20 protein-coding genes are annotated in these 23,179 nt (G+C 59.2%); 5 read left to right on the top strand and 15 right to left on the bottom strand.

The genetic code is table 11. From position 1 onward, the window contains the following. Positions 1-233 precede the first annotated feature (233 nt). A complete protein-coding gene (locus BQ8794_RS13135; protein WP_077377928.1) occupies positions 234-1,955 on the bottom strand; it encodes a hypothetical protein in 1,722 nt (573 codons plus the stop codon). 351 nt (positions 1,956-2,306) lie between these two features. Here BQ8794_RS13135 and BQ8794_RS13130 point away from each other — a divergent pair, with 351 nt between their 5' ends. The 5 genes from BQ8794_RS13130 (at position 2,307) to BQ8794_RS13105 (ending at position 7,654) form a co-directional block, all read left to right on the top strand. Then, positions 2,307-2,618, top strand: coding sequence for a hypothetical protein (locus BQ8794_RS13130; protein WP_077377925.1), 312 nt, complete (start codon positions 2,307-2,309; stop codon positions 2,616-2,618). Between the two features lie 322 nt (positions 2,619-2,940). Further along, positions 2,941-3,753, top strand: coding sequence for a YfaZ family outer membrane protein (locus BQ8794_RS13125; RefSeq protein WP_077377922.1), 813 nt, complete (start codon positions 2,941-2,943; stop codon positions 3,751-3,753). Between the two features lie 34 nt (positions 3,754-3,787). After that, positions 3,788-5,104, top strand: coding sequence for an alpha/beta hydrolase (locus BQ8794_RS13120; protein ID WP_077377919.1), 1,317 nt, complete (start codon positions 3,788-3,790; stop codon positions 5,102-5,104). Positions 5,105-5,209: 105 nt separating this feature from the next. Further along, the gene (locus tag BQ8794_RS13115; protein WP_077377916.1) at positions 5,210-6,223 is read left to right on the top strand and encodes an Lnb N-terminal periplasmic domain-containing protein; all 1,014 of its coding nucleotides are present in this window, start codon (positions 5,210-5,212) and stop codon (positions 6,221-6,223) included. A gap of 1,155 nt (positions 6,224-7,378) precedes the next feature. Then, positions 7,379-7,654, top strand: a complete 276-nt coding sequence (locus BQ8794_RS13105; RefSeq protein WP_077378361.1) for a hypothetical protein — start codon at positions 7,379-7,381, stop codon at positions 7,652-7,654. Between the two features lie 122 nt (positions 7,655-7,776). Here BQ8794_RS13105 and BQ8794_RS13100 read toward each other — a convergent pair whose 3' ends face one another. The 14 genes from BQ8794_RS13100 to BQ8794_RS13030 all read right to left on the bottom strand — a co-directional run bounded on the left by BQ8794_RS13100 (position 7,777) and on the right by BQ8794_RS13030 (position 22,816). Next, complete coding sequence (locus BQ8794_RS13100; RefSeq protein WP_077377913.1) at positions 7,777-8,349, bottom strand: alpha/beta fold hydrolase; 573 nt, start codon at positions 8,347-8,349, stop codon at positions 7,777-7,779. 56 nt (positions 8,350-8,405) lie between these two features. Continuing rightward, entirely contained in the window at positions 8,406-10,022 is a 1,617-nt protein-coding gene (locus tag BQ8794_RS13095; RefSeq protein ID WP_077377910.1) for a DUF1254 domain-containing protein, read from the bottom strand. A gap of 508 nt (positions 10,023-10,530) precedes the next feature. Next, positions 10,531-11,058 (bottom strand): hypothetical protein, encoded by a 528-nt coding sequence (locus BQ8794_RS13085; RefSeq protein ID WP_077377904.1) that lies wholly within the window; start codon positions 11,056-11,058, stop codon positions 10,531-10,533. 342 nt (positions 11,059-11,400) lie between these two features. Next, on the bottom strand, positions 11,401-11,607 hold the full coding sequence (locus BQ8794_RS13080) for a mechanosensitive ion channel family protein (protein ID WP_077377901.1): 207 nt from the start codon (positions 11,605-11,607) through the stop codon (positions 11,401-11,403). 215 nt (positions 11,608-11,822) lie between these two features. Continuing rightward, positions 11,823-13,667, bottom strand: a complete 1,845-nt coding sequence (locus BQ8794_RS13075; protein WP_244554933.1) for a mechanosensitive ion channel family protein — start codon at positions 13,665-13,667, stop codon at positions 11,823-11,825. A 283-nt stretch (positions 13,668-13,950) separates the two neighbouring features. Further along, complete coding sequence (locus BQ8794_RS13070; protein WP_077378359.1) at positions 13,951-14,664, bottom strand: LssY C-terminal domain-containing protein; 714 nt, start codon at positions 14,662-14,664, stop codon at positions 13,951-13,953. A gap of 354 nt (positions 14,665-15,018) precedes the next feature. Then, positions 15,019-15,618, bottom strand: a complete 600-nt coding sequence (locus BQ8794_RS13065; protein ID WP_167378728.1) for an outer membrane beta-barrel protein — start codon at positions 15,616-15,618, stop codon at positions 15,019-15,021. Between the two features lie 142 nt (positions 15,619-15,760). Next, positions 15,761-16,264: an ion channel gene (locus BQ8794_RS13060; protein WP_174654430.1), complete on the bottom strand. Its 504-nt coding sequence runs from the start codon at positions 16,262-16,264 to the stop codon at positions 15,761-15,763. A gap of 354 nt (positions 16,265-16,618) precedes the next feature. Beyond that, complete coding sequence (locus BQ8794_RS13055) at positions 16,619-17,329, bottom strand: hypothetical protein (RefSeq protein ID WP_077377895.1); 711 nt, start codon at positions 17,327-17,329, stop codon at positions 16,619-16,621. Between the two features lie 114 nt (positions 17,330-17,443). Next, the gene (locus BQ8794_RS13050; protein WP_077378357.1) at positions 17,444-18,016 is read right to left on the bottom strand and encodes an OmpA family protein; all 573 of its coding nucleotides are present in this window, start codon (positions 18,014-18,016) and stop codon (positions 17,444-17,446) included. 27 nt (positions 18,017-18,043) lie between these two features. Then, on the bottom strand, positions 18,044-18,472 hold the full coding sequence (locus tag BQ8794_RS13045) for a hypothetical protein (protein WP_077377892.1): 429 nt from the start codon (positions 18,470-18,472) through the stop codon (positions 18,044-18,046). A 430-nt stretch (positions 18,473-18,902) separates the two neighbouring features. Then, the gene (locus tag BQ8794_RS13040) at positions 18,903-20,420 is read right to left on the bottom strand and encodes a DUF1254 domain-containing protein (protein WP_077377889.1); all 1,518 of its coding nucleotides are present in this window, start codon (positions 20,418-20,420) and stop codon (positions 18,903-18,905) included. A gap of 68 nt (positions 20,421-20,488) precedes the next feature. Next, a complete protein-coding gene (locus BQ8794_RS13035; RefSeq protein ID WP_077377886.1) occupies positions 20,489-21,919 on the bottom strand; it encodes a DUF1254 domain-containing protein in 1,431 nt (476 codons plus the stop codon). A 75-nt stretch (positions 21,920-21,994) separates the two neighbouring features. Next, positions 21,995-22,816 carry a hypothetical protein gene (locus BQ8794_RS13030; RefSeq protein ID WP_077377883.1) on the bottom strand — a complete coding sequence of 274 codons (822 nt, stop codon included), beginning with the start codon at positions 22,814-22,816 and terminating at the stop codon, positions 21,995-21,997. Positions 22,817-23,179 lie beyond the last annotated feature (363 nt).

Here is a 23,179-nt window from a genome sequence, read left to right as displayed (position 1 = left end):
CCTGCGCTCAAGACAACGCAATAGCATCATTCGAACGAACACTTCCGTCCATCCAGATCTCGTTGTTTTGATGCCGGCTTCGCCGCAGGGCAGGGTGAGGGCGGGCACCGCTGACCTCTTAGTCGTCCCCGGGGACCGCCGAAACTTGACGCCGGCTGCTTCGAAAGCGGGACGATCGCCACGGCCTCTGGCATGCACACACCACCTAAAATGCCGTGTCTTACGGGCAGAGTTTACGTCTGCCCGCCTAAGTCCTTGAATGCGAGCCCGGCCTTTTTGAGCGAACCGAGGAAGAAATCGACGTCCTCTGGTCGAATGATCCGCATCGCAACCTCCTGCCGGAGGTTCTTGATCAAGCCTGGCGCGTTTTCTTCAAGCCAGACACGCTCGCGCCGGGCGTCCGCTTCATATCCACCCTCGCCGAAGATCGCGGCCGCGATAGTGTGATAGTTGGCATTGCCGGGAACCGTGGCTTTCCTGATCCACATGGCCGCCTGCGGATAATCGCCGCGAAAATAGGCGCAAAGGGCAATCGCGGTCTCGTAATAGGCAAGGGGACCCGGATTGCGCGTGTGAGCTTCCTCGATCAGCGGGCAGCCGTGGTCCCAGCCTCCTGAAAGCGCCAGCCGATATCCGTACTCGCCCATCAGTTCGGTATCGTTGGGGTTGATGTCCAAGGCACGTTTGCCCACCAACAGCGCCGCCTCGATCTCTTTGCTGAAGTATAGCGCGAACATTTCCGCCTGCAGGCCGCGGATGTTGAGCGGGTCCAGCTCCACGGCCCGCCTGGCCGCGGCAAGAGCGCGCGCGATCGAGGCCGTAGACGTGGCTTCGTCGGAAGGATACAGAAATCGGATCTCGTCGATATAGGCCTGCGACAGCAGACCCCAGGCCGTGGCGTAGCCCGGGAAGCGCTCAACGGCCTTCTCCAGGCACGCACGCACGGCTGGAAGTGCCGTTTGATCGAGCTTTGCCCGGTATGTGTAGAAGGAAAGCGTGCAGGAATAGGCAGCCCAATCGTCGGGAGGATTCGAGACATTGAGCGAGGCGTCGGCCTGAAAGATCACGCCGTATGTCTGGGCCAGGCTTGTCGCTACTTTCTGTGCGATATTGGCCTCGGTCTCGAGAAGCGCGGCGACTTTTATCGCTCCATCATAACTGTCCGCCCACAGGACGGAGCCGTCGGCGCGGTTTATGAACCTGACCCGAAGCCGGAAGGAATCCGCCGACAGGTGGACGCTTCCCGCAAGAACAAAGCGAGACGGCGCGACCAAATTTTCGGAAGACTGGACGACGATGATGTCTCTGAACTTAGAGAGTTGCCCGACAATTTCCTGTGTCAGTCCGCCCGCAATCGCCCTGGAGGCTTCCGTTCCTGAAAGGTCGTCAAACGTCTCGACCAGCAGTCGCGGAATCTCAGGCGAAGTCGGGCGAACGCCGCTCCTCGCCAATCCCAATGCCAGAACAGCCAATGCCGCGACGATTGCCGCAAGAGCCACCGTCAACCATGATACCTTCATCCATCGAGCAGGGCTCGGGACTTTCTCTGCGCGGTTGACCGGCAAGGCCGGCTCAATGGTCTCGGGGGGCGATCGCGCCGAGAACGTTGGAACGTAACCGCCTTTCGGGATCGTGATGAGAATAGGATCGTCGTGTCCGGCAGTCAGGTAGTATCGCTCGAGCCCGCGCCGGAGGTGACCAGCCTCGATTCGGACAATCGGATCCGTCTGCGGGTCGAAGGACATGTCACGGCCGAACACTTCGACTGCGATCGAATAGGCCTTGATACGATCACCGCGACCCGCCAGCGTCTCCTCCACCACATGGCTGAGGAAGCGGCGCTCGCGACCGGTTGCATCGAAGTCCGCGCTGTTGAGGATCAGGGCAAGCTGGGCACGACAATCCTCTGGGGCGAGCCAATGCTCCCTCCCTGCGGTTGGTTCGGGCCGGATCACCTTGATTCCCTCACCTGACGTTCTGGGTGCTATTCCCAGTTATATTTCATTTTTCGCCGGTTACCTCTCGCTGCTTAATTTATACGCGCGAGCCTGTTCTTGCAATACTCCTAATAGTCTGAACGGATGACGTTCGGATGAAGGCGACGGTTCGCGCAATGCAGCGGCGGAGGACAACGGATCAACAGTTAGGCGGCCTCACCGGCAAGCGCAATTTGAATTTGCGATTTTATAGGCTTGGTGCCCACCGCGCTCGCTATGGTTGTTCAGAAATTACCCTGTAGCCCACGTAACTTACATTCCGCAGCCGCCTCCATGCGATAGGCTAAGGTGGTCTCGGGAATTTGCGCCATGAGGATGGACGACGAACCAGCTGATAAAAAAAGAGCGGTCTCGGCGGCGGTGCGTCGGTTCCCGCAATTTGAATTGGCGATCCATCGGCTGATAGGCCGAAGTGAGGGTTTTCAGGATATGTGCGAGGAACTTGCAGAAGCGGAGCTTGCACTCTCGAGGATCGACATGGTGCCGCCGGCATTGCGCGAGTCCAGACGAGCCGAATGGCAGGGACTGGTGGATCGGTTGGTTGGGGAAGTCGGAGCCGTGCTGCACGCGGATGCCGCCCGGAAACCGCATTTCATTCCTTGGCCGCCACGCCAGAACTAAGCGGAGGCTGGCTTGGATTTCTGTCTGGCAAGCGATCTCTACAAACTATAGCAGCCGTGCTCCCGGCCCTGCTTGTCGTCACGGTAAGCCCCGATAGCGGACCCGACGGGCTCGATTGCGCACGGGAATTACCCTGCTGTTCCCGAAGTAGGCCCGGCACTGTCCGTGACCACGAACAAATGAACCGCTGTCGATATGAAAGACGATCGGAATGCGATATCCGTTAGCTGAGCAGCGCGAACACATATATGTTGTCACTGCGGGCGCGCAAGACGATCGCATCGGACATGAAGTAAGAGACGGAATTAGAGGGGACTTCGATATGGGAATCATCCGAGCTCTGGTGTTGGCTTCGGCGGGAACAGCGGCAGCGCTGTTTGCGGTGCCGGCGATCGCTGCGGACGCTGCGACGCAACTTCCTGAAGCCGCACCCGTGCCTGCTGAAGCCGCACCGGCCTGGACCTTCACGGCAGAGCCCTATTTCTGGATGGCAGGCATGAAGGGCAGGGTCGGCGTCAGGGGCCTGTCGCCGGTCGATATCGACGTCGATTTCGGCCAGATTTTCGACCACATCGATTGGTCTCCCCCGCCGGTCATGCTTGCCGGTGAGGCGCGCAATGGCCGCTACGCTCTTTTCACCGACTTCATATACCTGGGACTCGAGGCCGACGGCACGTCGTCCGGCCCGTTGGCTCTTTTTTCGGCCGAAGCAAACATCAACACGGTGGTGTGGACCTTCGGCGGCTCCTATCGGGTCGTCGACAACGGCACCGCGACCCTGGACGTTCTGGCCGGCGGACGGCTCTGGTACGTCGATGCGGATTTGACCGTTACTGGCCCTCTCGCCGTAAGGGAGGCCAGCGGCAGCAAGACCTGGGTCGACCCCATTATTGGCGTGGCCGGCGATGTCGCTCTCGGGAACGGATTCGGACTCCATGGCGAGGCGGATGTCGGTGGCTTCGGCCTTGGCGCCGACATCGATTGGCAAGTGCAGGGCACGCTTCAATACCGGTACAGTGATTCGGTCACGCTGGAAGCGGGCTATCGCTACCTTGCCGTAGACTACGACGACGACCGATTTGTGTTTGACATAGCAATGCAGGGACCAATCATCGGCGCCAGATTTCGGTTCTGATCGGATCTGAGCCTGGACGACTTCGAAACGGGAGATGAGTTTGGGAAACTGTTTCGTGAGTCTGTCCAAAGTCAGGCGAATCAGCAACGTTTTGCTGGCGTCGGCGTTGATTGGCCTGCTGTGGGGGTGCGCGTCCCGTCCGACGAATGTGCTGCTGCCCGTGGCCGATACCTCGCCTTCCTCCAGCAAGGTGGAGATGCTGGTCGCAACGACACGCAGTCGTTCCTCCAATCCGGCACAAATGTATACGGGCGAGCGCGGACTGACCCCCTCGTTCGCGGAAATTACGGTGTCGATCCCTCCGGCTTCGGTCCGCAAGGTCGGAGAGGTCGCATGGCCCAAGAAGCTGCCATCGAACCCGGCAACCGATTTCGCGGTTGTAAGAGCCGAGGAAATAACAAGGGAGACCGCGAAGGGGTGGCTTAGCGCCTCTGTCAGGAAGAGCCCGGATCACAGCGTCCTCGTCTTCATTCACGGATTCAACAATCGCTTTGAAGACGCGGTCTATCGCTTTGCGCAGATCGCGAAGGATACGGACACGCAGAGCGTCCCGATCCTGGTCACATGGCCCTCCCGAGGCAGTGCGCTGGCGTATGGCTACGATCGTGAAAGCACCAACTACACGCGAAATGCGCTTGAACTGCTGTTCCAATATCTTGCACGCGATCCCGAGATAAAGGAAGTTTCGATCCTCGCCCATTCGATGGGCAACTGGCTTGCGTTGGAAGGCTTGCGCCAGATGGCCATCCGCAATGGCGGCCTTCCGGCGAAGTTCAAAAACGTCATGCTGGCCGCGCCTGACGTCGACGTCGACGTGTTTCGCACTCAGATTGCCGACATGGGCAAACAGCACCCGCAGTTCACCCTCTTTGTCTCGCAGGACGATCGCGCGCTCAAAGTTTCGCGACGGGTCTGGGGCGATATCCCCCGGCTCGGATCGATTGATCCGGAACAAACTCCATACAAGGAAGAACTCGCCGGCAACAACATAACCGTCATCGATCTGACGAAAGTCAAATCCGGCGATCCTTTGCATCACGGCAAGTTCGCGGAGTCACCGCAGGTCGTGCAACTGATCGGGGCGCGTATAGCCGGCGGCCAGACGTTGACCGACAACAGGATAGGTCTCGGCGACACGATCATCCACGCAACGACAGGTGTGGCGGCAGCGGCGGGCAGCGCGGCAGGGTTGGTGATTGCGGCACCTGTTGCGGCGGTCGATCAAAACAGCAGAGAAAATCTTGGCAATCACATCGGCGCCTTGACGGGTTCCCGGACCGGCCAGAAATCGAACCCTAGCAGTAAGGATTGCGCTGTCTCCTCTCGGACTATCAAAGACTGCAAAAGATAATCATTCGCCGAGCCAAAGCGGCAGCACTGAAGCCGATTACGGGGAGAGTCTATCGCATCCGCAGGAACGTTGCCGCGGTCCCGTCTGGCTAAAAAGGGGGAATGAATGCGTCGCATCGCTCGGATATCGCTTGCCATTATCCTTTCGCTAGCCGTCGCAATCCTGACTGTCTGGGCAGGACTTGCCATGTGGTATCGCCTGCCGGTGGCCGAGCTTGTACGGGCTGTGGCCGGCCTCCTTTTCATCTTGTTCGGCCTCGCCACCGTCGTCGCGCTCTTCAGCCGGTTTCGCATCAGGGCGTTTGTCCTGTTTGCAGCTGCGTTTGCTGTGGTTCTGGTTTGGTGGAGCACCATCAGGCCTTTCGATCACGCGGACTGGGCGCCCGAGGTCGCCCGTCAGGTAACCGGCACCCGCGACGGGACCCTGTTGACGCTGACAGATGTGCGCGACTTCGAATGGCGTAGCGCTACTGATTTCACCGAACGCTGGACAACGCGGACCTACGACCTCTCCACCCTTCAGACGGTCGACCTCTTCATGTCTTATTGGTCCGGGACCAAAATCGCCCATGTCATCATAAGCTTCGGCTTTGCAGGAGGTGACTATCTTGCCTGGTCGATTGAGGTGCGACGCCAGGGAGGCGGCAAGTTTTCTCCCATGGCAGACCTGTTCAAGAGCAATCCCCTGGTCATTATTGCGGCTGACGAGCGAGACGTCGTCGGCGTCAGGTCAAACGTTCGCGGAGAGGATGTCCAAATCTATCGGCTAAAAGCGTCACCGGAAGCGGCCCGTGCGCTCTTGCTGGAATACGTCTTGGACGCAAATGCACTTTCCACGACTCCGGAATTCTATAATTCCATTACGACGAACTGCACGACCACGATCGTCAAGATGATGCGAGCCGTCGGTGACGTGGTGCCTCTTGACTGGCGCCTCATCGTTAACGGCTATCTTCCCGAATATGCGTATGCACGGGGTGCGCTCGACGTCAGCTTGCCGATGTCGGTTTTGAGGGAGGCAGCCCACATTGACGGTCGTGCGCGGGAGTCGGGCCTTTCGCCAGACTTTTCAAGATTGATCCGTGTTGGCGTACCGTCTCCCATCCCAAATGCGCATTGATCTGCATCATCTCGGGCAAACGCGTATGCATCGGAACGCACCAACGATACATCGACTTCTATCCTTTCCACATCGTCGAACGGAGAAGAGCCTGCATATGCTCTGCCAGATCGTGCTCACCGCGCGCCTCCGATCTTCAGAAGATATCGGGCCTTGGCCCGGCGATCACCTTCCCTGACCGCAGGATAGCGCATACAGCCAGCAGCGCCCTTTCCTCAGTCCGGCTGGCTCTGTCGTGGTCGCGGTTACTGCCGTCCATTTCGTGGATTGCCTTGCCGAACGCCGTGTACCCTGCCTTGTGCGCCTTTTATGGGCGTTCATGCCGACCGCGCTCGCTGCGGGATGTTCAGCAAATACCCCGTCACCCACGTAACTTACATTCCGCTACCGCCTCCATACGATTATGCTACTGCGGTCCCGGGAAAACACGAATTGCGCCATGAGGATGGAAGACGAACCGCCTGATAGACGAAGAGCCGTCTCGGCTGCAGTGCGCCAGTTTAGGCTTTCGCCGCCTTTTGAAACAGTTTGGGGGCAGGGAGCAGCGGCGCTTCGGAAACTGCGTGCCGCGTGCCAAGGAGAGCGCAATGAATAGCCGTCCAAGATCGTTGTGGATTCGATCCCTCGCCACACGCGTTCTCTTATCGGTTGGTCTCGGAGGTTCTATTGCGACCGCCACAGCCCAAGACCAGAGCGCTGACGTAGGGATCGTTGGCGACCAGGTGCGAAGCCAGGGCTTTCCTTGCGACAATCCAAGCTCGGCTGAGCGTATCGAAGCGGAGTCCGCCCCCAATCACACTGTCTACCTGCTCAAGTGCGAGGGCGTGACCTACCGGGTGGTTCTGATTCCAGATCAAGCAGCTCAAGTGACCGAAGCTAAGTAAACCCGCCCCTGGCGGCGCGCTCCTGCATGGATCGGTGCTTGACCGGATCGTAGTCCCAACAAGATCGTACACGCCTTGCAGATTGAGGCCTCGAAGATCTCACGGACATCGAACTGACTGCCATCAAGGCTGACTGTCTTTGTCCCGCCTGCAATTCCACCTGTAGGATACAGTTAGTTACGTTCCCTAAAGCAAAGCAATCGGCCAAGGTGACGCGTTCCTGCATGGATCGCTGCTTGGACGAAGTTAAAAGCAACCAGGAGAAATGATCATGAACCTCAAGATGCTTTGCACGGGCGCGATGGCGCTTTCGATGTTGACCGGCGCCGCACTTGCCGACCACGGCGGCGCCCTCGACGAGCCGACGAAAATGGCGCCCTTCTACACCGCTGCCGACATGAAGACCTTAAAATCGGAAGCCGACTTCAAGGCCTCTTGGACGGGGTTGAAAGACGAGGATCGCGCCACGATAAAGCAGGAATGCGGCGGCATAGCCGCTGATGACCAGAACCATGGCGCCTTCTGCACGATGGTTGGCCACCAGTAAACGCAGCCGGAAGTCGGAGATGGCGGGCAGCGTTGCCTGCCATTTTTCCGTGACCGGACCTTTTCCCTCAGCGCTCATAAGATTACTGGCGGGCGCGTTCATCCGGGTGACATTGCGGCTAACTAAACGACGCTTTCAGATCGGCCCCCGAAACTTCCGCTAAGCGCCCATACTGGACACTTCCGAGCTTCGGTAGGCCTTGCGCGGACCGTTGGCGCCAGCGCCGGCTGCACCTTGCCGCCTGCGGCCAACAAAATGACACTGCGCGTCAGCTCAGGATGAGACGCGGCGAACATACGCGCAACGCGATTGCCGAAGTCGTTTCCAGCCACGTTTACCGGACCAAGGTTGAGGGCCTTGATCACTCCGGCGACATCGTCCGCCATCGTCTGGAGCGTGACGGCCTCGCTTGGGCCGATGCTGTTGCCCGAGCCCCGGAAGTTGATGCCGACCACCCGGTGGCCGGCCTTGGCAAGGGCATCGGCCAGGCCATCCAGGTAGCCCACCTTGAGGGTTCCGCCGGGTAGGAGAACGATCGGCTCGCCTTCTCCCCGGCTGAAGTACTCGATCTTGGAGTCCTTCAGCTCGACGATGCCCGTTTCGACAGTCTGCGCACCGGCAACCGTTACGGATACCGGCAGCGCCAGCCAACCGAACAACAGTGCGAACATAGCCAAGCGTTTGGTCGGGTTCATGTGCGTACACTCCCGTGCAGGGTTAGGGGACACGATCTTTCAACAGCCAGCGGCCGTCACTGCACCAGTTCGATCTCGCTCGGTCGCCATTCCTTGCTGAAGAACGGCTCAAGCGGGCTGTAGAGGCGCAGGAGCGTAAACCAGCCTTTCTTCGGGTCGGTCTGGATCCAGTTGCCGCGCGCGACGCCGTCGGGCTGGGTCGGGCCGAAGTAGATGGTCGTGGAGCCGTCCGCCGCTGCCTCGGCTGCAGGCGAGGGGAAGCTCTGGCTGCCGGCGCGCGGGTAGCCTTGCGGCGTGTCGAGCATCGAGCGGGTCATGTTGTCGTAGAGCGTGAACGACCAGAAATTCGCTTCCGGAATGTCCTTCGGCAACGTCACCTTGTAGGTCTTGGCGCCGTCGAAGTGGTTCTTTTCGGCATCCGCGAAGGCAAACAGATACTGCGACCCGATGCCGGTCAGGCGCATAGCCATGCCGGGCGTGATGCCAGTGATGCCGTAGAAGAAATTGGTGCGCGCGTCCATCGTCCTGTAGCCGGTGGCTGGATAGGGCTTGACACCCTCGGGCGTTATTTCAGGGATCGGCGTCTCGAACTCGTAACCGGTCTGGAACAAGTAATTCATCCAGGACGAGTCCGGATAATAGAACCAGCTCGGATCGCGCGAACTCATGAAGAGGGTGCGCGAGGTAGCGTTCGCCAGCGCCAGCGCGTCGGTCATGATCTTTTTCGTGCGCTCGTCGGGTGCAAACGGCTTGCCCTTGACGATGCCGATCGCCGCGATCGGGCCCATCAGCTCCGGGTCGAGCGAGGTGGCCGGCTCGTACTGCACGACCTCGTTGAGCATTTCGTAGAAGCTCCAATCATTCGGCGGAAGGGTGTTCATCACCTTGCCGCTTCCGTTGTGGAACACGGTCGGCGGGGGCGGGGCGATCTTGCCGAGCTTGGTCTTGCCGGCCAGGAAGTCGGCGACGGGAGTGCCGACACCGCCGACTTCGTAAGGATAGACCTTGGTGAACTTCTTGATTACTTCGACCGCCGGCTTGGGATCGTTATTTTCCAGGAACGACCGGCCGAACCACACGATTGAATTGGTGCGGGCGTGCGCGACAAAGAAACCGCCTTGCGGCAGTGGCCCAGTGTAATCCGGCCCGACGATCAGATATTTGCCGCCTTCCCCGCGGTCAGGCCCAGGCCCGCCGAGGTCGATGACCCAGCGGAACCAAGCATCCTGCACGGCGCCGAGAAACTTGGGCGGCGTCTCCAGCACCACTGGTCCCTTGCTGAGATCGAGGGTGCCCATCACGTAGATCGTGTCGGCATTCGCGGTCAGGAAGAGCGACTTGGCATCCATCAATTCTTCGAAAACGATGACCTCGTTGTCCTTGACGCCAACGCTTTCCAGACCCTTGCGGAAGCCCTGGATGCTGACGCCACGCAGATTGTCCATGAAGGCTCGATAGGCGTAGGTGAAGTCGAGGTTGTCGTAGAGTTTTTGCGCAGTCGCTTCGCTGGGTACGCCGTCCTTGAAGTCGAGCGCGCCAAGGGGTGTTTCAACCTTGTCGGGGGTGACCAAACTCGGCGGGATGGCCGTTTGGGCAGTGGCCCCAAACGTGCCGGCGAGAAAACTGGATGCCGCAAGAAATATCAACAGTCGAGTGCGTCTTGAGAATTTCATGGCCGTTCCTCCTCCTTATGGATGCAGCCTTACGTTGCGGCACCTGTGCGCTGCAGGGAACGTAAATAACGGTAGCCTACATGGTATAGCCCGCCCAGGAGCACTCTTGATCCCTGGGCGTGGTCATTTTCTTCGGCATAGCGAAGCCTGTACGCGCGCCCCATGTCGGCCAGGACGCGGGTACCATTGATGAACGGGCCATCCCCAGCGAGCCGTACCAGCTTTGAGATTGCCGCCATCCAGACCTCACCAACGCAAACCGGCCTCACGCGCGACATTCAACGCGGAGCGGCGAACGCCTGGATCGGGTCGATATCGCTGAAAAAGTCCGCGACTAAGTCAAGTAGGACGCTTGCCGCGACCGCGGACCATGGTGCTCCGCGCCACCCAAGAAATACACCGCGCCCGGTGCCCGATTAGGGGTCGGGTGGAACAGAATTGCCAATTCTGTTTCAAACGCCAACCTCCCGTTCCGGACCATGAAAGGCAAATGAGTGGTCAGAGCGGGTCACTGCGTGAGGCACTTGCGGCCCATTGCCATTGCCTTGAAAGTCCCCTTCAGATCGACGACAAAGGTCCCCTCGGTTTCCGGAAACACGATCATTTCGTATTGCTTCGCTACGTCGCGCTTGAAATTCGGGTCGTCTGTCAAAATGTAGCCGCCAGAATATCCGCCCTTGAGTTCGCCGCTCGTGCTGGTGGCCACACCCTCGTAGAGACGGCCGCCGATGGAGACGAAGATTTCCGACTTGTTCCCGTTCTGAAGGCCGATATCCTCCTTCGTGAACACGCCAAGATACCCGACCTCGTGATTTGCGGTAACGCCCATTTGCACTGAATTTGGGCCATCTGAGTGCACGATCAAACAATCTCCGCGGGTTTGATTTGCATAGACGGTCCAGCCCTCGACGTCGTCCCCGTATCGGACAAGCACATCGCTGGCCTTGGGAAGGGGATTTTGATCTTGTGCGTAGGCTGCCATCGCAGACGAAAGTGCTACTGACGTTGCCGCGATGAGTGTCATGAATGTTCGCATTGATATTCCCCTTGTGTGCAGGCTAAATTGTTTCCGGCTATGGGCGCCCTATTCGATTGCTCCAGAGGCTGCTGTCCTCTTGCGGGGCGAGGCGATATGGCGCGCTATGAGTGACCTTGGCCGATCGGCTCACGTTAGGGAACGTAAATAACTGTAACCTACGGGCTAATACTGGCACTGCGGACCGTTCAGTCCTGGACGCATCGACAAATGGCGGTTTGGCACGCATACGAACACGCCGCCTAATGTCTTGCCATGCGACTATGTTCGTCAGAACGCCCGCAACGACGGCATGATGTCCGGTACCCCGAGTTCGGGTGACGTGGACAGGACCGCGCAGCTCTATGGCGTGTCCCCCACCGCCTCCAAGGGGGCCTTGCTCTTTTTCAGGGTTTGGGTTGCCTGATGAGCAGCGGCCGCAGTCTCCCCGCCACTCTCGACGTGAACGGTGGGAACCGCCATCTTGATACCGTTTTCCGCGAATGCCGCCTTGATCATCATGTATGCGCGCCGCTTGATGCCGAATTGGGTCCCGGGCTTCGTCGTCAACTTTATCCTCAGAACGATCGCGTATTCCCCAAAACTGTCGATGCCCTGCAGGCGTCAGAAATCCTCAGCGGTCCTGGTAGGTCAAAGGCCCACTGTCGGCAGACTGGCCTCGCCCCCCGCGCATACAGCATCCACGGGCTACCTCAGTTAGGTCCAGACACGCGCGACGTGATCAGCATACATCAGCACGTCTTAGCCGTGACTATCCGGAATGCTCAGGCTGCTCCGGGATTAGATGTCAGTGGCTTTGGGACGGCCTTAATGCCGTGTTCCTGAAATGCCTGGTGCACGGCGATCAAAGCGGCGCGGCGGATCATGAAGTGTCTGCCCGCTTTCGCCTTGAATTTGGCCCGGATGACCAGCGTGCCGTCCTCAACCTCGGCAATTCCCTGGCTCTTGAACGGCTCGAGCAGATCTCCAGCAAGTTCCGGGTCGGCCGAAATATCCTGGCCGATCTTCTTGAAAATCTTGCGGACTTTCTCGACATCGGTGTTGAATGCAACGCGAAAGGTCAGTTTCTCGATCATCCAGTCGCGGCTGAAATTCTGGATCTTGCCAATCTCGCCATAGGGAATTGTCGCCAAGGCACCGCGCTGATGGCGCAGGGAAACCGACCGGACCGAGATTTTTTCTACGGTCCCCTTGGCGCCTGACGTTTCGATGTATTCGCCGAAGCGGAATGCATCGTCGATCAGGAAAAACAGCCCGGAGACCAGGTCCTTCACCAGCGTCTGCGAGCCGAAGCCGATGGCCAGTCCGAACACGCTCAAGCCGGCGATCAGCGGCCAGACATTGACCCCGATCGACACCAGGATCGAGAGCAGCGCCAAGGCCACAATGCTCGATTTGCCGACCGCGCTGAGCAGCGGCACCAGCGTGCCCAGTCGTGAACGCGGCGCACCCAGCGCCTCCTCGTCACCACCTGCGGCGGGCAACTCCGCGCGCAAGGCGCGAGTCGTCCCCGTGCCGACCACGTTCCACAGAAACGCCGCCCCCAAGATGATCAGCGCCAAACCGGATGCGCCCTTGGCGACCTCTCGCAGATCTATGCCGAACCCGGCAGCCAGCGGTGTCGCCCATAGCGTTCCCAGCATGGCAATCATGATAGCCACGACGGTGAAGCGGGCGGTCTGTCGCCCTGCCGCTGCAAAGATCGAGATGTCAGGAGACTCCAATCCGCGCTGCGCCCAGTTCCCGATCATTGCGTCGAGATGCGGCGCGGCAAGAAACATCAACGCGGTCAGCAGAACGGCCGACCCACGAAGCGATGCTCCCAGGGTCAGCGCGGCCTGAGCGCTGAGAAAGGTGATTATCAGGAACGCGATCACGATTGCCGGCCACATTTTGGCGAGACGGGTGCGCCAGCGGCTTCTGGGGCGCGGGCCGGCGACGGCGGCAGCCATTGTGCGTCTGTGCCGCCATACCGCCAATGCAAACAGAAGGTAGATCGGAATTCCCAAGCCTGTTCGCAGCAGATCCCCCAAGGCCGGCCCGACGCTCCAGAGCCGCAACGTCGCGAACAGCGTAACGCCGATCATCGCCAAGCCAATAGCAAGCGAGAGGTCGTGCACGAGCGCCGCCAGATGGACGGAGCGCTCTGCGAACTCGGTTCGCCGCGATGCCATCAAGAGTGATCTGACGGCGGCGAGGATGATGAAGCCGAGCACGGTCGCCACCGCCCAAAGGCGAAGGGTTTGCAAAGGCACGCCAGAACCGGCCAGCAGTCGCGCAGCAATGAAACCGATCACCAGCGCCACCACAGTAGCCGCGACGCCCGCGAAGAATCTGCGCCATGCACTGCTTGTGGCACTCGCCTTCTTGACCCGCCGGGCGAGCAGGATGAACACGCCCGCGACGAGCGCAACAACCAGCACAATCTCGAACAGGAGCGCAAGGAGAGATGTTCCCCCGGCCGCAAGCGAGGCCCTCAGGTTTTCAATTTCGACGGGGACGTCGCTCAAAGCGGCAAACCGCGCGAACAGTCCGGAGACGAAACGCTCGGCGAGCTGTTCGAAGCCCGAAATCAACGAAGTAACGTCCGTTTCCGCCGTCGTGTCCACGATTTCTCCCCCTAAGCGCCTCGGAAGCCGGTTCCGGCGGTCGCTCGTCGGCCGCTGTCTCGCTATCAGCGCCCGTCCGTCGAAGAATTCAAGCTTTTCTGTCCGGTCCTTTGCCCCGCGCGGATCAGAGCGCACCAAACTTGTCGGCCCAGAGCGCAACGACCGCGCCGATGTCGTAGGTCTGATTTGCGCTGCCTCTGCAGCCACAGCGTCGTGCGATCGCGGCTGCGATTTACGGCGGATAAGACACGAACGCTCAGCGTGAGCGCGGGCGCTCAGGGGGCTAAATAGGGGAACGTCCTTTTAGCATACCAACGAGAGCCTTCCCGTCCGTATAATAAGGATCCCCACCGCCGTTGCGGCCGTCCTTGGTGGCGCCGATTCCAGGGATCTCGTAACTGGAGGAAAGCTGTCCGGCTGCCGTCAGGTCGCTGATGACCAGATCGCGTTCCGCGTCGACATCGGGGCCAATGTGGTGGGTGATTTGGCCGGTGTCATGGCTAAGTCCGACGCCGCGATCGAAACTGGCCGAACCCAGCCAAAGTGGACGGCCATCGCTGCCCAATTTCTTGGTCAGCCAGAAACGGACATGGTTGCGCTGGTCCGCGCTGTCTCCGACCGGTTTTTCGAAAGCCAGGTCTTGCTTCCGCCCCTCAAAAAGCAAGGCACTGACAGGGGCATCCAGATCGGGTCGACGGAGCACGACGCTGAGACCGATATCGATGGAAGAACGGAGCGTGATGGGGTCGGCGGGGTCCCAGTCGGCTGCCACGAATGCACGAATGACCTCTTCCTTTGTTCCGACGAGCCCGACGTTGATCGGATCGCCCGGGATATCCTGCTCGGTATGCGTGAGCATGCTGCCGAAGTCCGATATCCGTGAGGCATCTCGAAACACCCAGATTTCCGGCACGACGAAATAGGCGAGGAGCAAATAGGTGATGGCCAGACCTAATACGACCGTGGTGGCAGTCCGTGTTTTGGTTCGACGCGGCATGAACAATTCCATCCTTCGATGCGCAACGGTCTTCGATCAGCTCAATAGCAGACGGCTAAAGTGTGTAACCGCAAGCCCGACGAGGGGGTGTTTATGTCGCCCGCAGCGAGATCGGAAGCCGCCAGTAGGGGGCTCCGTCCTGTTGGTCATTTTGCGATCCTTTGCCGCATTCCCACCGAAGGTTTGCTTCACCTCCCGTGAACTTTGGCGGATAAATTGACGTGGCGGAACGTAACTAACTGTATTCTACTCGGAGAATTAAGCGCGGCAGGCCCACGAAGTCAGCAATCGACGTCTCTTCGATAGCGGATGGAGGGGGCACGCAGAAGCAGTTTGAGCTGGCACGTGTGCGCTCTAGAAAGAGCGCGAGTATCCGAGAGCGAAGCCGACGGTGTCGGGATGCCAATCCTTCCAATTGTATTGGACCTTGCTCGATATCGAATTGTGATCATCCATCTTGAAGGTAACGCCGGTCGCAAGTTGCGGCGTCAAATAGTCGTCACTGGATTCGAACGCATCACGGTATCGAAAGGCAACCGCATTCCAGGTTACTTTCTCACTGAGCTTCAGGTCCGCTGCTGCGCGCAGCACGTAGTAGGCAATGTCACCGCCATCGCCGGATACCTGCAAACGATCGCCAATTCCCACACTGCCGATCACCGAGAGGAAGTCGTTGAAGCGAAGACGGTAGCCTACCGTGGCTTCGAGGTTGGCGGTTGCCGAGTCGCTAAAGGCCTCATTGGAATATTGGGCCGAGGCACCCAAAATGACTCCGGTATCGAAGGTGTGTGAGGCACTGACTTCAAATTGGGTGCTCTGCGGTTCGCCCAGGTTTTGCTGATCGCGATCAGACGTAAGCGATACACCGATGGAACTGCTGTCGGCCATCGCGTCAGAAGTCACAACCACCATAGCTAAGGCGATCAAAAGCGGGATTACATGGGTTGTCGACACCGCGTCTGCTCGGGGTGCGCTCCTCACTGAAAATCTTAGCATACTACGTCCCCTTGCGCCTGCCGAACATCGATCCGTTCAGTGGTGGAACCCGTTTGTCGTCGTCTCGGGAAGGGAGACAATGCCGCATACGGACCTGTAGTCATGGTTCTGGGTCAGTCCCTTCAGGAGGCCCGCGATCCCTCAAATCCTTGGCCCGCACTTTGTCGAGTTTGCCGAAATCGGTCATGATGCTTACCAGGACGCTCCCCGTCCAACCGAATGTGAACAACCCCGACATCGCTATGATCGGTCCGACCAAACGCCATCGATCAGGCAAACTAATGCTGCCCTCGCCGAGCGTCGTATAGCTCTCCAGGACGTAGTAGTAGCTGTCACGCATTGACGGGATTAATCCGGCCAAAAATATAGGGATGGCCCAGAGGAGCGTTTCGGCGAAATGCAAGGCTGCCAGAGACCCTATCGTGACGGCGAGCAACAGGTTGAGGCGCCAATATGCCGTGGTGTCATTCACCTGAACCCAAGACTCGCTGAAGCGCTGATTGATTGTCCGAATTCCCGCGCCGTGGACGAAAATAATGACAATCATTATCAACGTGCCGAAAACAATTTCCAAAACCGGCTTGGGAGCTGACCCTTCGTCCATCGAGTTGTCTTTCTAGCCTAATCGATTGCTTGAAGGAAGCACTCTCGTGGGGATTTGGCCGTAGTTGCCAGTGCGGCCAGCACAATCGGGAGTGCTAGCCGGCTGCATCAGACTCCGCCTCCTGTCCGCGATTGGAGTTTGGTTGCATGTCGTCGGTCTGAATTAGCGGGCGCCATCACCTGGACCTTTGCGTGTGTCGAACCAGAACTTGCATTCTCCGTAATTCGATGAATCCGGCAACCCGCGAGACGAACCAGACGGATGCCATGTCGGCGGGGTTGGGCGCCGGTTCGGCTGCATCGGATTGCGAGACGACGGCGCTCGCCCTCAATAGCACGGCGGATAAGGGTAATATCAACAGTAGGGCGGATATGCGTATGGGGCGGCGGCGGCACCGATGGCAGCGCCAACAGCGGCCCCGGCAACTGCGGCTCCCGCGACAGCGCCAGCACCATACCAAGCGCCGTGATAGACAGGGGCATGCCAGTAAGCGCCGCCGCCGTGATAGACGCCGCCGTAGCCGCCCACATGGGCGAATCCACCGCCGCGCGGTCCACGAACCGCGAACGCATCAATGAAGAGAGCTGCCGGACCGCTCGCGCTGTTGAGACTGCCTTCCAGAACGGCAACGTCGAACGTCAGTGTGTTTCCCTCAAGTTTCGGAGCTTTGAGCGTAACGACGGCGTCGTTCACCTCCGAGCCGTCGCCCCCAAGAACAGAGATGGTCGCGTTCGGGGGGTCAATCGCAAAGTTATCCTTGCCCTCACCCCACTGCATAATGAATTGCTCGGTCGCAACATGACCTGCGGCGCGCACGGGACGATCTGCAAAGACGATCGAGGTTTTCGAAACGCCCGTCAGGACAAGCTTGCCGCCTTCGAGCGTGGCGCCCTGCGAATTGAGGACCGCAAGGGACGGGATCGGACCGGTCGGAGTAGCCGCGCCGATGGTCTTCTCCAGCGGGACATGCGGCTTCTTGGTTGTATCCTGGGCGACGGCTCCGGTGGTTGCCAACCCCAGGCCTCCGACAAAGAGCATCAGACGTGCGGCGTGATTGAATGTCATGACAAATCTCCTCAGATGTTAGCCGCCTTCGGCGGACCTGATGTCACTACACTGGACGCCAACGCCCAGTATGAACGAGAGTAGCTGCACGGCACCTCCCGATCCCCAGCGGAGCTACTTGACCAACCCAATATTGAGCAATTGAACCCGACGGTTGTCCGCTGCCTTCGGATTGGCGGGGTCGACCGGCATCTCTGATCCCACTCCGATTGAGAACAAGCGATTCGGTGCCACCGAAAAGGTCGTCCCCAGAGCTTCCGCAATGGCTTCAGCGCGCCGTGCGCTGAGGTCAAGGTTGTGCTTGGCATCGCCTGTGGCATTGGTGTGCCCAACGACAAGAAATTTGTAGCGGAGCAGCAGCGGATGGTGGAGCGCGTCGGCGATCAAGCCAAGCGTCCTATAAGACCCGGGTTCGATTGCGACGGAGTTATTCTCGAAGTTGATCTCGACAAAGAACTGCGGGAGGGTTGCCAGCCGGCTCCAGTGGGGCAGACTGGCAATTCCCTTGCCCGGATTGGCAGCCAATTCTTGCGCAAGCATCGCCACGTCGACGGCTGATGCGGCTTCGGCAACCTGTCCTAAGGTGTTGACGAGTTGATGTTCACTCAACTGCTGAGCCCCGGCGTCGCCGGCAGCGGCCAGTAGAACGGTCAGCGCCAAGCTATTGCGAAATCGACGAATAGACATTTTCTTTTCTCCCGGTCTCAACATGGGTCACCGCCATCCGGCATCGGTGATGGCCTGACTGCATTTCGCGCCGACGATACGCGTCGCCTTCAGGAGACATCCAAGAATGTGCGCCTTGCCCGGCACCACGCCTCTGCACGCCCGGGCTGCGTCACGCGCACATATCTTGTCGACGCTTGCCTGCGCCGCAAGCCGTTGCTGGATCGAGGCGGTCACGCCGACCATGGTCGAGGTGCAGGCCGGTGAGACCTTCGCCTGATGCTGCGCAAGGCAGTTCTGGATTCGCCCATTGCCGAGATTGAGGCCTTTGCAGAATTTCTTGACGTCGGCGCCGCACTCCTTGGCAAGCAATGTTGCGGCGTCGGCATAGCTGATGGTTTGCGTCTGCCCGACCCCGGTTTGGACAAGAACGGCAATCAGGACCGTCCCGCTAAAAACGCTCAGTCTATTGGCCATGCGTCACTCCATCCCTTGGCTGATGTCGTTCAAAAACTTCGCCCCACCGCAGTCGCCAGTTCACGGCACCGGTTGGCGCGTTCCCAATGAACGTTGGCCCATTACTTGACCCGACGGAACGTAACTAACTGTATGCTACGGGCAGAATTGCAGTCGTTCCGCAAGGGCGAGGCGAGCGCACGCCAGAACTCCGCCCACCCGCGCTTCTGCTTAGCAATAGTACATACCAACCGCGCAGCGCCGTACCGTGCGCCGCGCTACGCCAGCCACGCTGAACGGCGTGAGCGGCCGCCCGCGGGAACATCAGCACCGGTCTTCCAGTGGCTGAACTGGATGCTTTGAGCGGCAATCACTTACCGCAGTCATTGAGCATTCGCCTGAAGATCGAGCGAGCGGATGGAGAACCATCCGCTCGATCGACTGTTTTCCCCTATTGCACCAGTTCGATCTCGCCCGGCTTCCAGGTCTTGTCGAACCATGATTCCAGCGGGCCATAGAGGCGAAGAAGAACGTTCCAGCCCTTGCCGGGAACTGTCTGGATCCAGTTGGCCTCGTGGCCTTCCGGCGCTGTCGGGCCGAACCAGACATCGACCGAGGAGTCGGCGTTGATCACAATGTTTTTCTTGTCGCTGCCGATGCTGGGGAATTGCTGGTCCGTCTGCAGCATCGAACGCGTCTGATTGTCATACACGACGAACGACCAGAATTCCTTTGCCGGAATGTTTGGCGGCAGGTGGATCTTATAGGACTTGCCGCCATCGAACGGCTTGCCGTCCTTATCGGTGGTGGCGCCGGCGTATTGCGAACCGATGCCGACGCGCTTTATCGCCATGGCCGGCGTGATGCCCGTCGCATAGTAATGGAACAGGACACGGGCATCCAGATAGCGAACGCCGGGCTGCAGAAGAAACTCGTAGCTCCCGCCGACAAAGCCGGTGAACCAGGCACTGTCCGGATAATAATAGGCGTCCTTCATACGGGTCTTGAAGGTAATGGTGCGCGCCGTCGCATTGCCGACGGCCACGGCTTCAGTGAGGATCTTCTTCATCCGCTCGTCGGGTGCGAAGGGTTTGCCTTTTACAATGCCGATGGCGGCGAGCTGTCCCAGCACTTCCGGGTGATAGGTCTCATCCGGCTCGTACTGGACGATGTTGTTCACTTCCTCGTAGAAATGGAAATCATTGGCATGAATGGTGTTGTACTCCTTGCCAGACGTATTGATGATTTTCATTGGCGGCGGATTGCCGACGTCCGAAAGAGGATACACCTTGGCGAATTTCCTGGTGTTTTCGACCGCAGTTGCGGTGCTGCCATTTTCGAGGAAGCCACGCCAGAAGAACAGGTTTCCGTAGGTCGACGTCCGCAATACGAAATAACCTTCGGGGACCTCGCCCTCGTAGCCCGGCGGCAAGAGCAGGTATTTTCCACCCTTGCCCTTGTCCGGACCGGCATTGCCGACATCGCCGACATATTGGAACCAGTGATTGTCGATCATGCCCAGGATATTGGGCGGCGTCTCGATGACCAGTGGACCGGCTTTGGTGTCCAGCCACATCAGATTGTAGATGCTTTCGGTATTGCCGGTCAGGTACAACGAATGCGAGTCCATGAGGTTTTCGAAGATCAGAATGGTCTGGTTGTTGTCGGCGCCCTGACTTGCCAGTCCCACTCGCAGGGCTTCAACCGATGCGCCGGGCATGGCGTTGAGGAAGGCGTCGACACCGCGCATGAAGTCGAGGTTGTCGTAAAGCTTCTCCGAAGTGGCGTCATCGGGGAAGCCGTCGAAAAAGTTCAGCTTGCCAAGCCTGGTGTCCAAACTCTCCGGCGTGATGATCGAATCCGGTATCGGCGTCGTCATCTTCATCTTGGGCGCTTCGGCGGCCGCAGTGCCCAAGCCCATCAGTACCACCGCGGCGGTGGCGCAAAGCAGTCTCGTCGTGCGTATCATTTGCTCTCTCCTCATCGACATCCGACGCCCACGCATCAGCATGTCGGGATAATTCATGGTCGGAATCACTATTGCGCCACCGCCGCCGGGGGCTGCCACGTCCCTTCGCCGGCCGGCAGGATCGAAGGCGCCTCGCTCTTCGGCCAGTACAGGCGCATCACGAGATAGATTGTGTCATTGGGCGCAGGCAGCCAATTTGCTTCCTTGTCCGCGCCGGGGCTGTCTTTCTGGATATAAAGGGTGTGCGAGCCATCCTCGTTCTTCTTCGTATCCGGCAACATCGGCGAGTTGATGAGGTAGCGGTTGATCGGGTTCTTGATCAGGAGCTGGCTCTTGCCGTCATACATCGTCACCGACCAGAAGGAGTTCACCGGCGGGAGTTGCCCGGCGGGAAAGGTGATGGTGTAGTTGTGCTTGCTGGCGTCGAGTGTTTCGCCTGTCGCATTCGTGCGGGTAAAGGGATACATGGCTTCCACGGCATCGTTTCCGTAAAGACCCGCCTTGGCGGCGGCGGCGCGCTTCAGCCAGTCTCCCTTGTAAAAGGTGCGGTCGCCAAAGAACGAACCGACGCTCCAGCCGTTGATGTTTTTCACTCCGCTGGCCGCAAACTTGGCGACCTTCTCATCGCCATCTTTCATGCCAAGGCCGATTTCCAGCTTGTGAGCAATCGGAAGGTCCTTGAAATCGAATGATTTACCCGGGCCCACACCAATACGTGCGAGCTTGGCACGAATGGCCTCGTCCTCTTCCGTGGGCGGCACGAACTCGAGGGCGGCATCGAGATAGTCGAAGAAATTGTCTTTGATGCCCTGCGTCGTGGCCGGCAGGAAGTCGATCTTCGGCGCGGCAGGAGGCGCAGGTTGCTTGAGGAAGGCCGACAGCGGCTGCACGTTGTAGCCGGCCTGCACCCTTTCCACGTTCGGCAAATCTTCGACGTTGATGAGCTGGGTTCGAAAGTTGGCGAACACGAACGGGGTGGTCGAGGAAAAGACCTGGTTGATGCCGGTGGGCTTCTCGCCTTTCCAGTCGGGTCCGACCACAAGATAGTCGCCCGGATCGCTCCCCGTGGCGCGCGTGCCGATATAGCCAAAGTTGTAGGTATTACCGTCAATCAACTGCACCGAATAATAGCGCTCCTTCTCCACCGCCGGCACGGAGATCACCATCGGCTCGGCGCGCAGATCCAGCCACAGTATGGAGTATGGCGTGTCGCTGTTCGGCGTGACGATCGCCGTGTCTTCGTAGGTCGCGACGTGGTGCATGTTGTCGATCTTGTTGAACGGCGCCTTGAACTGGCTGGACTTCGGATCGACGGCGAACTCGTGCATTACCGCATAGTTCATCACGAGCGGCAGGCCATAGATGAAGCCTTCCTCGGCGATGTTCTTGGCCTCGATGATGCCGGGGTAGCTCTGCGCCATCACCAGGCTTGGCCTCGCAATCGCGGCGCCGGCGGCGATCGCCGCCGCGGAGCGAAGTAAATCTCGCTTCGTCAACACTTGTTGTACTCCTTTATCGTTCGATCGAATTCGTGCGTTTCATAAATTTCGCGCCGGCAGGCGGCGCCGGTCTTCTCATTTCTTCGGGAACAGAAGTGTAATTCCGGTGCGAAAACCCCACCCGTCCGAGCCGCTGTCGGGGCTTTCAGCCCAGTAGCGGACGCCGGCGAAGAGGCTGATCGGCTGCTTGTCGACGACGACGAGCTTCGCGACCTGGAAATTGACCGGAACGGACCATTCCTCCGCCTCCCAGTTGTAGGTGCTCTCGGTGTTCAGCGTGAACGTCCAGGCGTCCTTGGTCGTGTAGGAGACGAAGGGCTGCAGGAACGTCGAACTGATGTCGCCGCGATCGCTGTCGCCCGCGAACGACCAGACGTGGTTCGCCAATGCGCCGACCGTCCATCCGTGGCTCTGCTTCAGCACAACGGCGGTCGGGCCTGCGCCCCATTTGCCGCCGCCGAGCAGGTCGTCGGTCGCGGTAGGAACCAAAAACACCGGGCCGACGCCCCAGACGATGCCGGACTCGGTCGGTTGGGACGGCGAGAAGAACAGGCTCTGGGTTATGTCGCCGAGACCAGACTGCTCGCCCGACGGGCCGGCTATGTCATTTTGCCAGATCACCGGCAGGATCGTGCGCGAGATCATGTTCCAGTCGGCATTCAGCGAGACGGGGATGACCGGCTGGATGTTGACATAGGCTTTCTCGCCGTCGTTCGGGCCGTAGCCGCTGTCGTAGTTGAACTGGAACGGCACGCTGATCAACGAGGCGATCGGGTTCGACAGCTTCTTGGCGAGTTCCTGCGTGTCGTCCTGGGCAGACGCCGCGCCGCTGAACAACAACGCCGGAAACAACAAGGCTGTAACTTTGAGAACCCGAGTAGCAGATCGAATATCCATTGCCCCTCCATATCGGTGCGAAATAATGTCGGGTGTCACCGAACGCCCGGTTCTTGCCATGCTATGCAGAAATTAAATTCAACTGCTTGACCTGGGGCTCCGCAGCCGTGCGTGCTAACCAACCGTTGCTGGCACAGAGTAAGGCAACCGATACTCCATTGGGCAAGTCGCGGGGGTGTAACTTACGTGGGCAACTGTAGTTGGAACGGCAGCAATCGCCCTGAGGACGATGCAACCTGACCATGTAAGGTCGGCAACGGTGGAAAGCGGGCATGGCCGGATTGCCCTTCGATGCGGAGATAGGGACCCTTTTGCCGTAGTTCGGTTTTCTGAGAGCATAAGAAAGTACGCACAATCCGGGAG

It is taken from the genome of Mesorhizobium prunaredense, assembly GCF_900156895.1.
Lineage (GTDB): Bacteria > Pseudomonadota > Alphaproteobacteria > Rhizobiales > Rhizobiaceae > Mesorhizobium > Mesorhizobium prunaredense.
The sequence above is the reverse complement of the archived record's forward strand: the minus strand, read 5'-3'. Positions and strand labels throughout refer to the sequence as shown.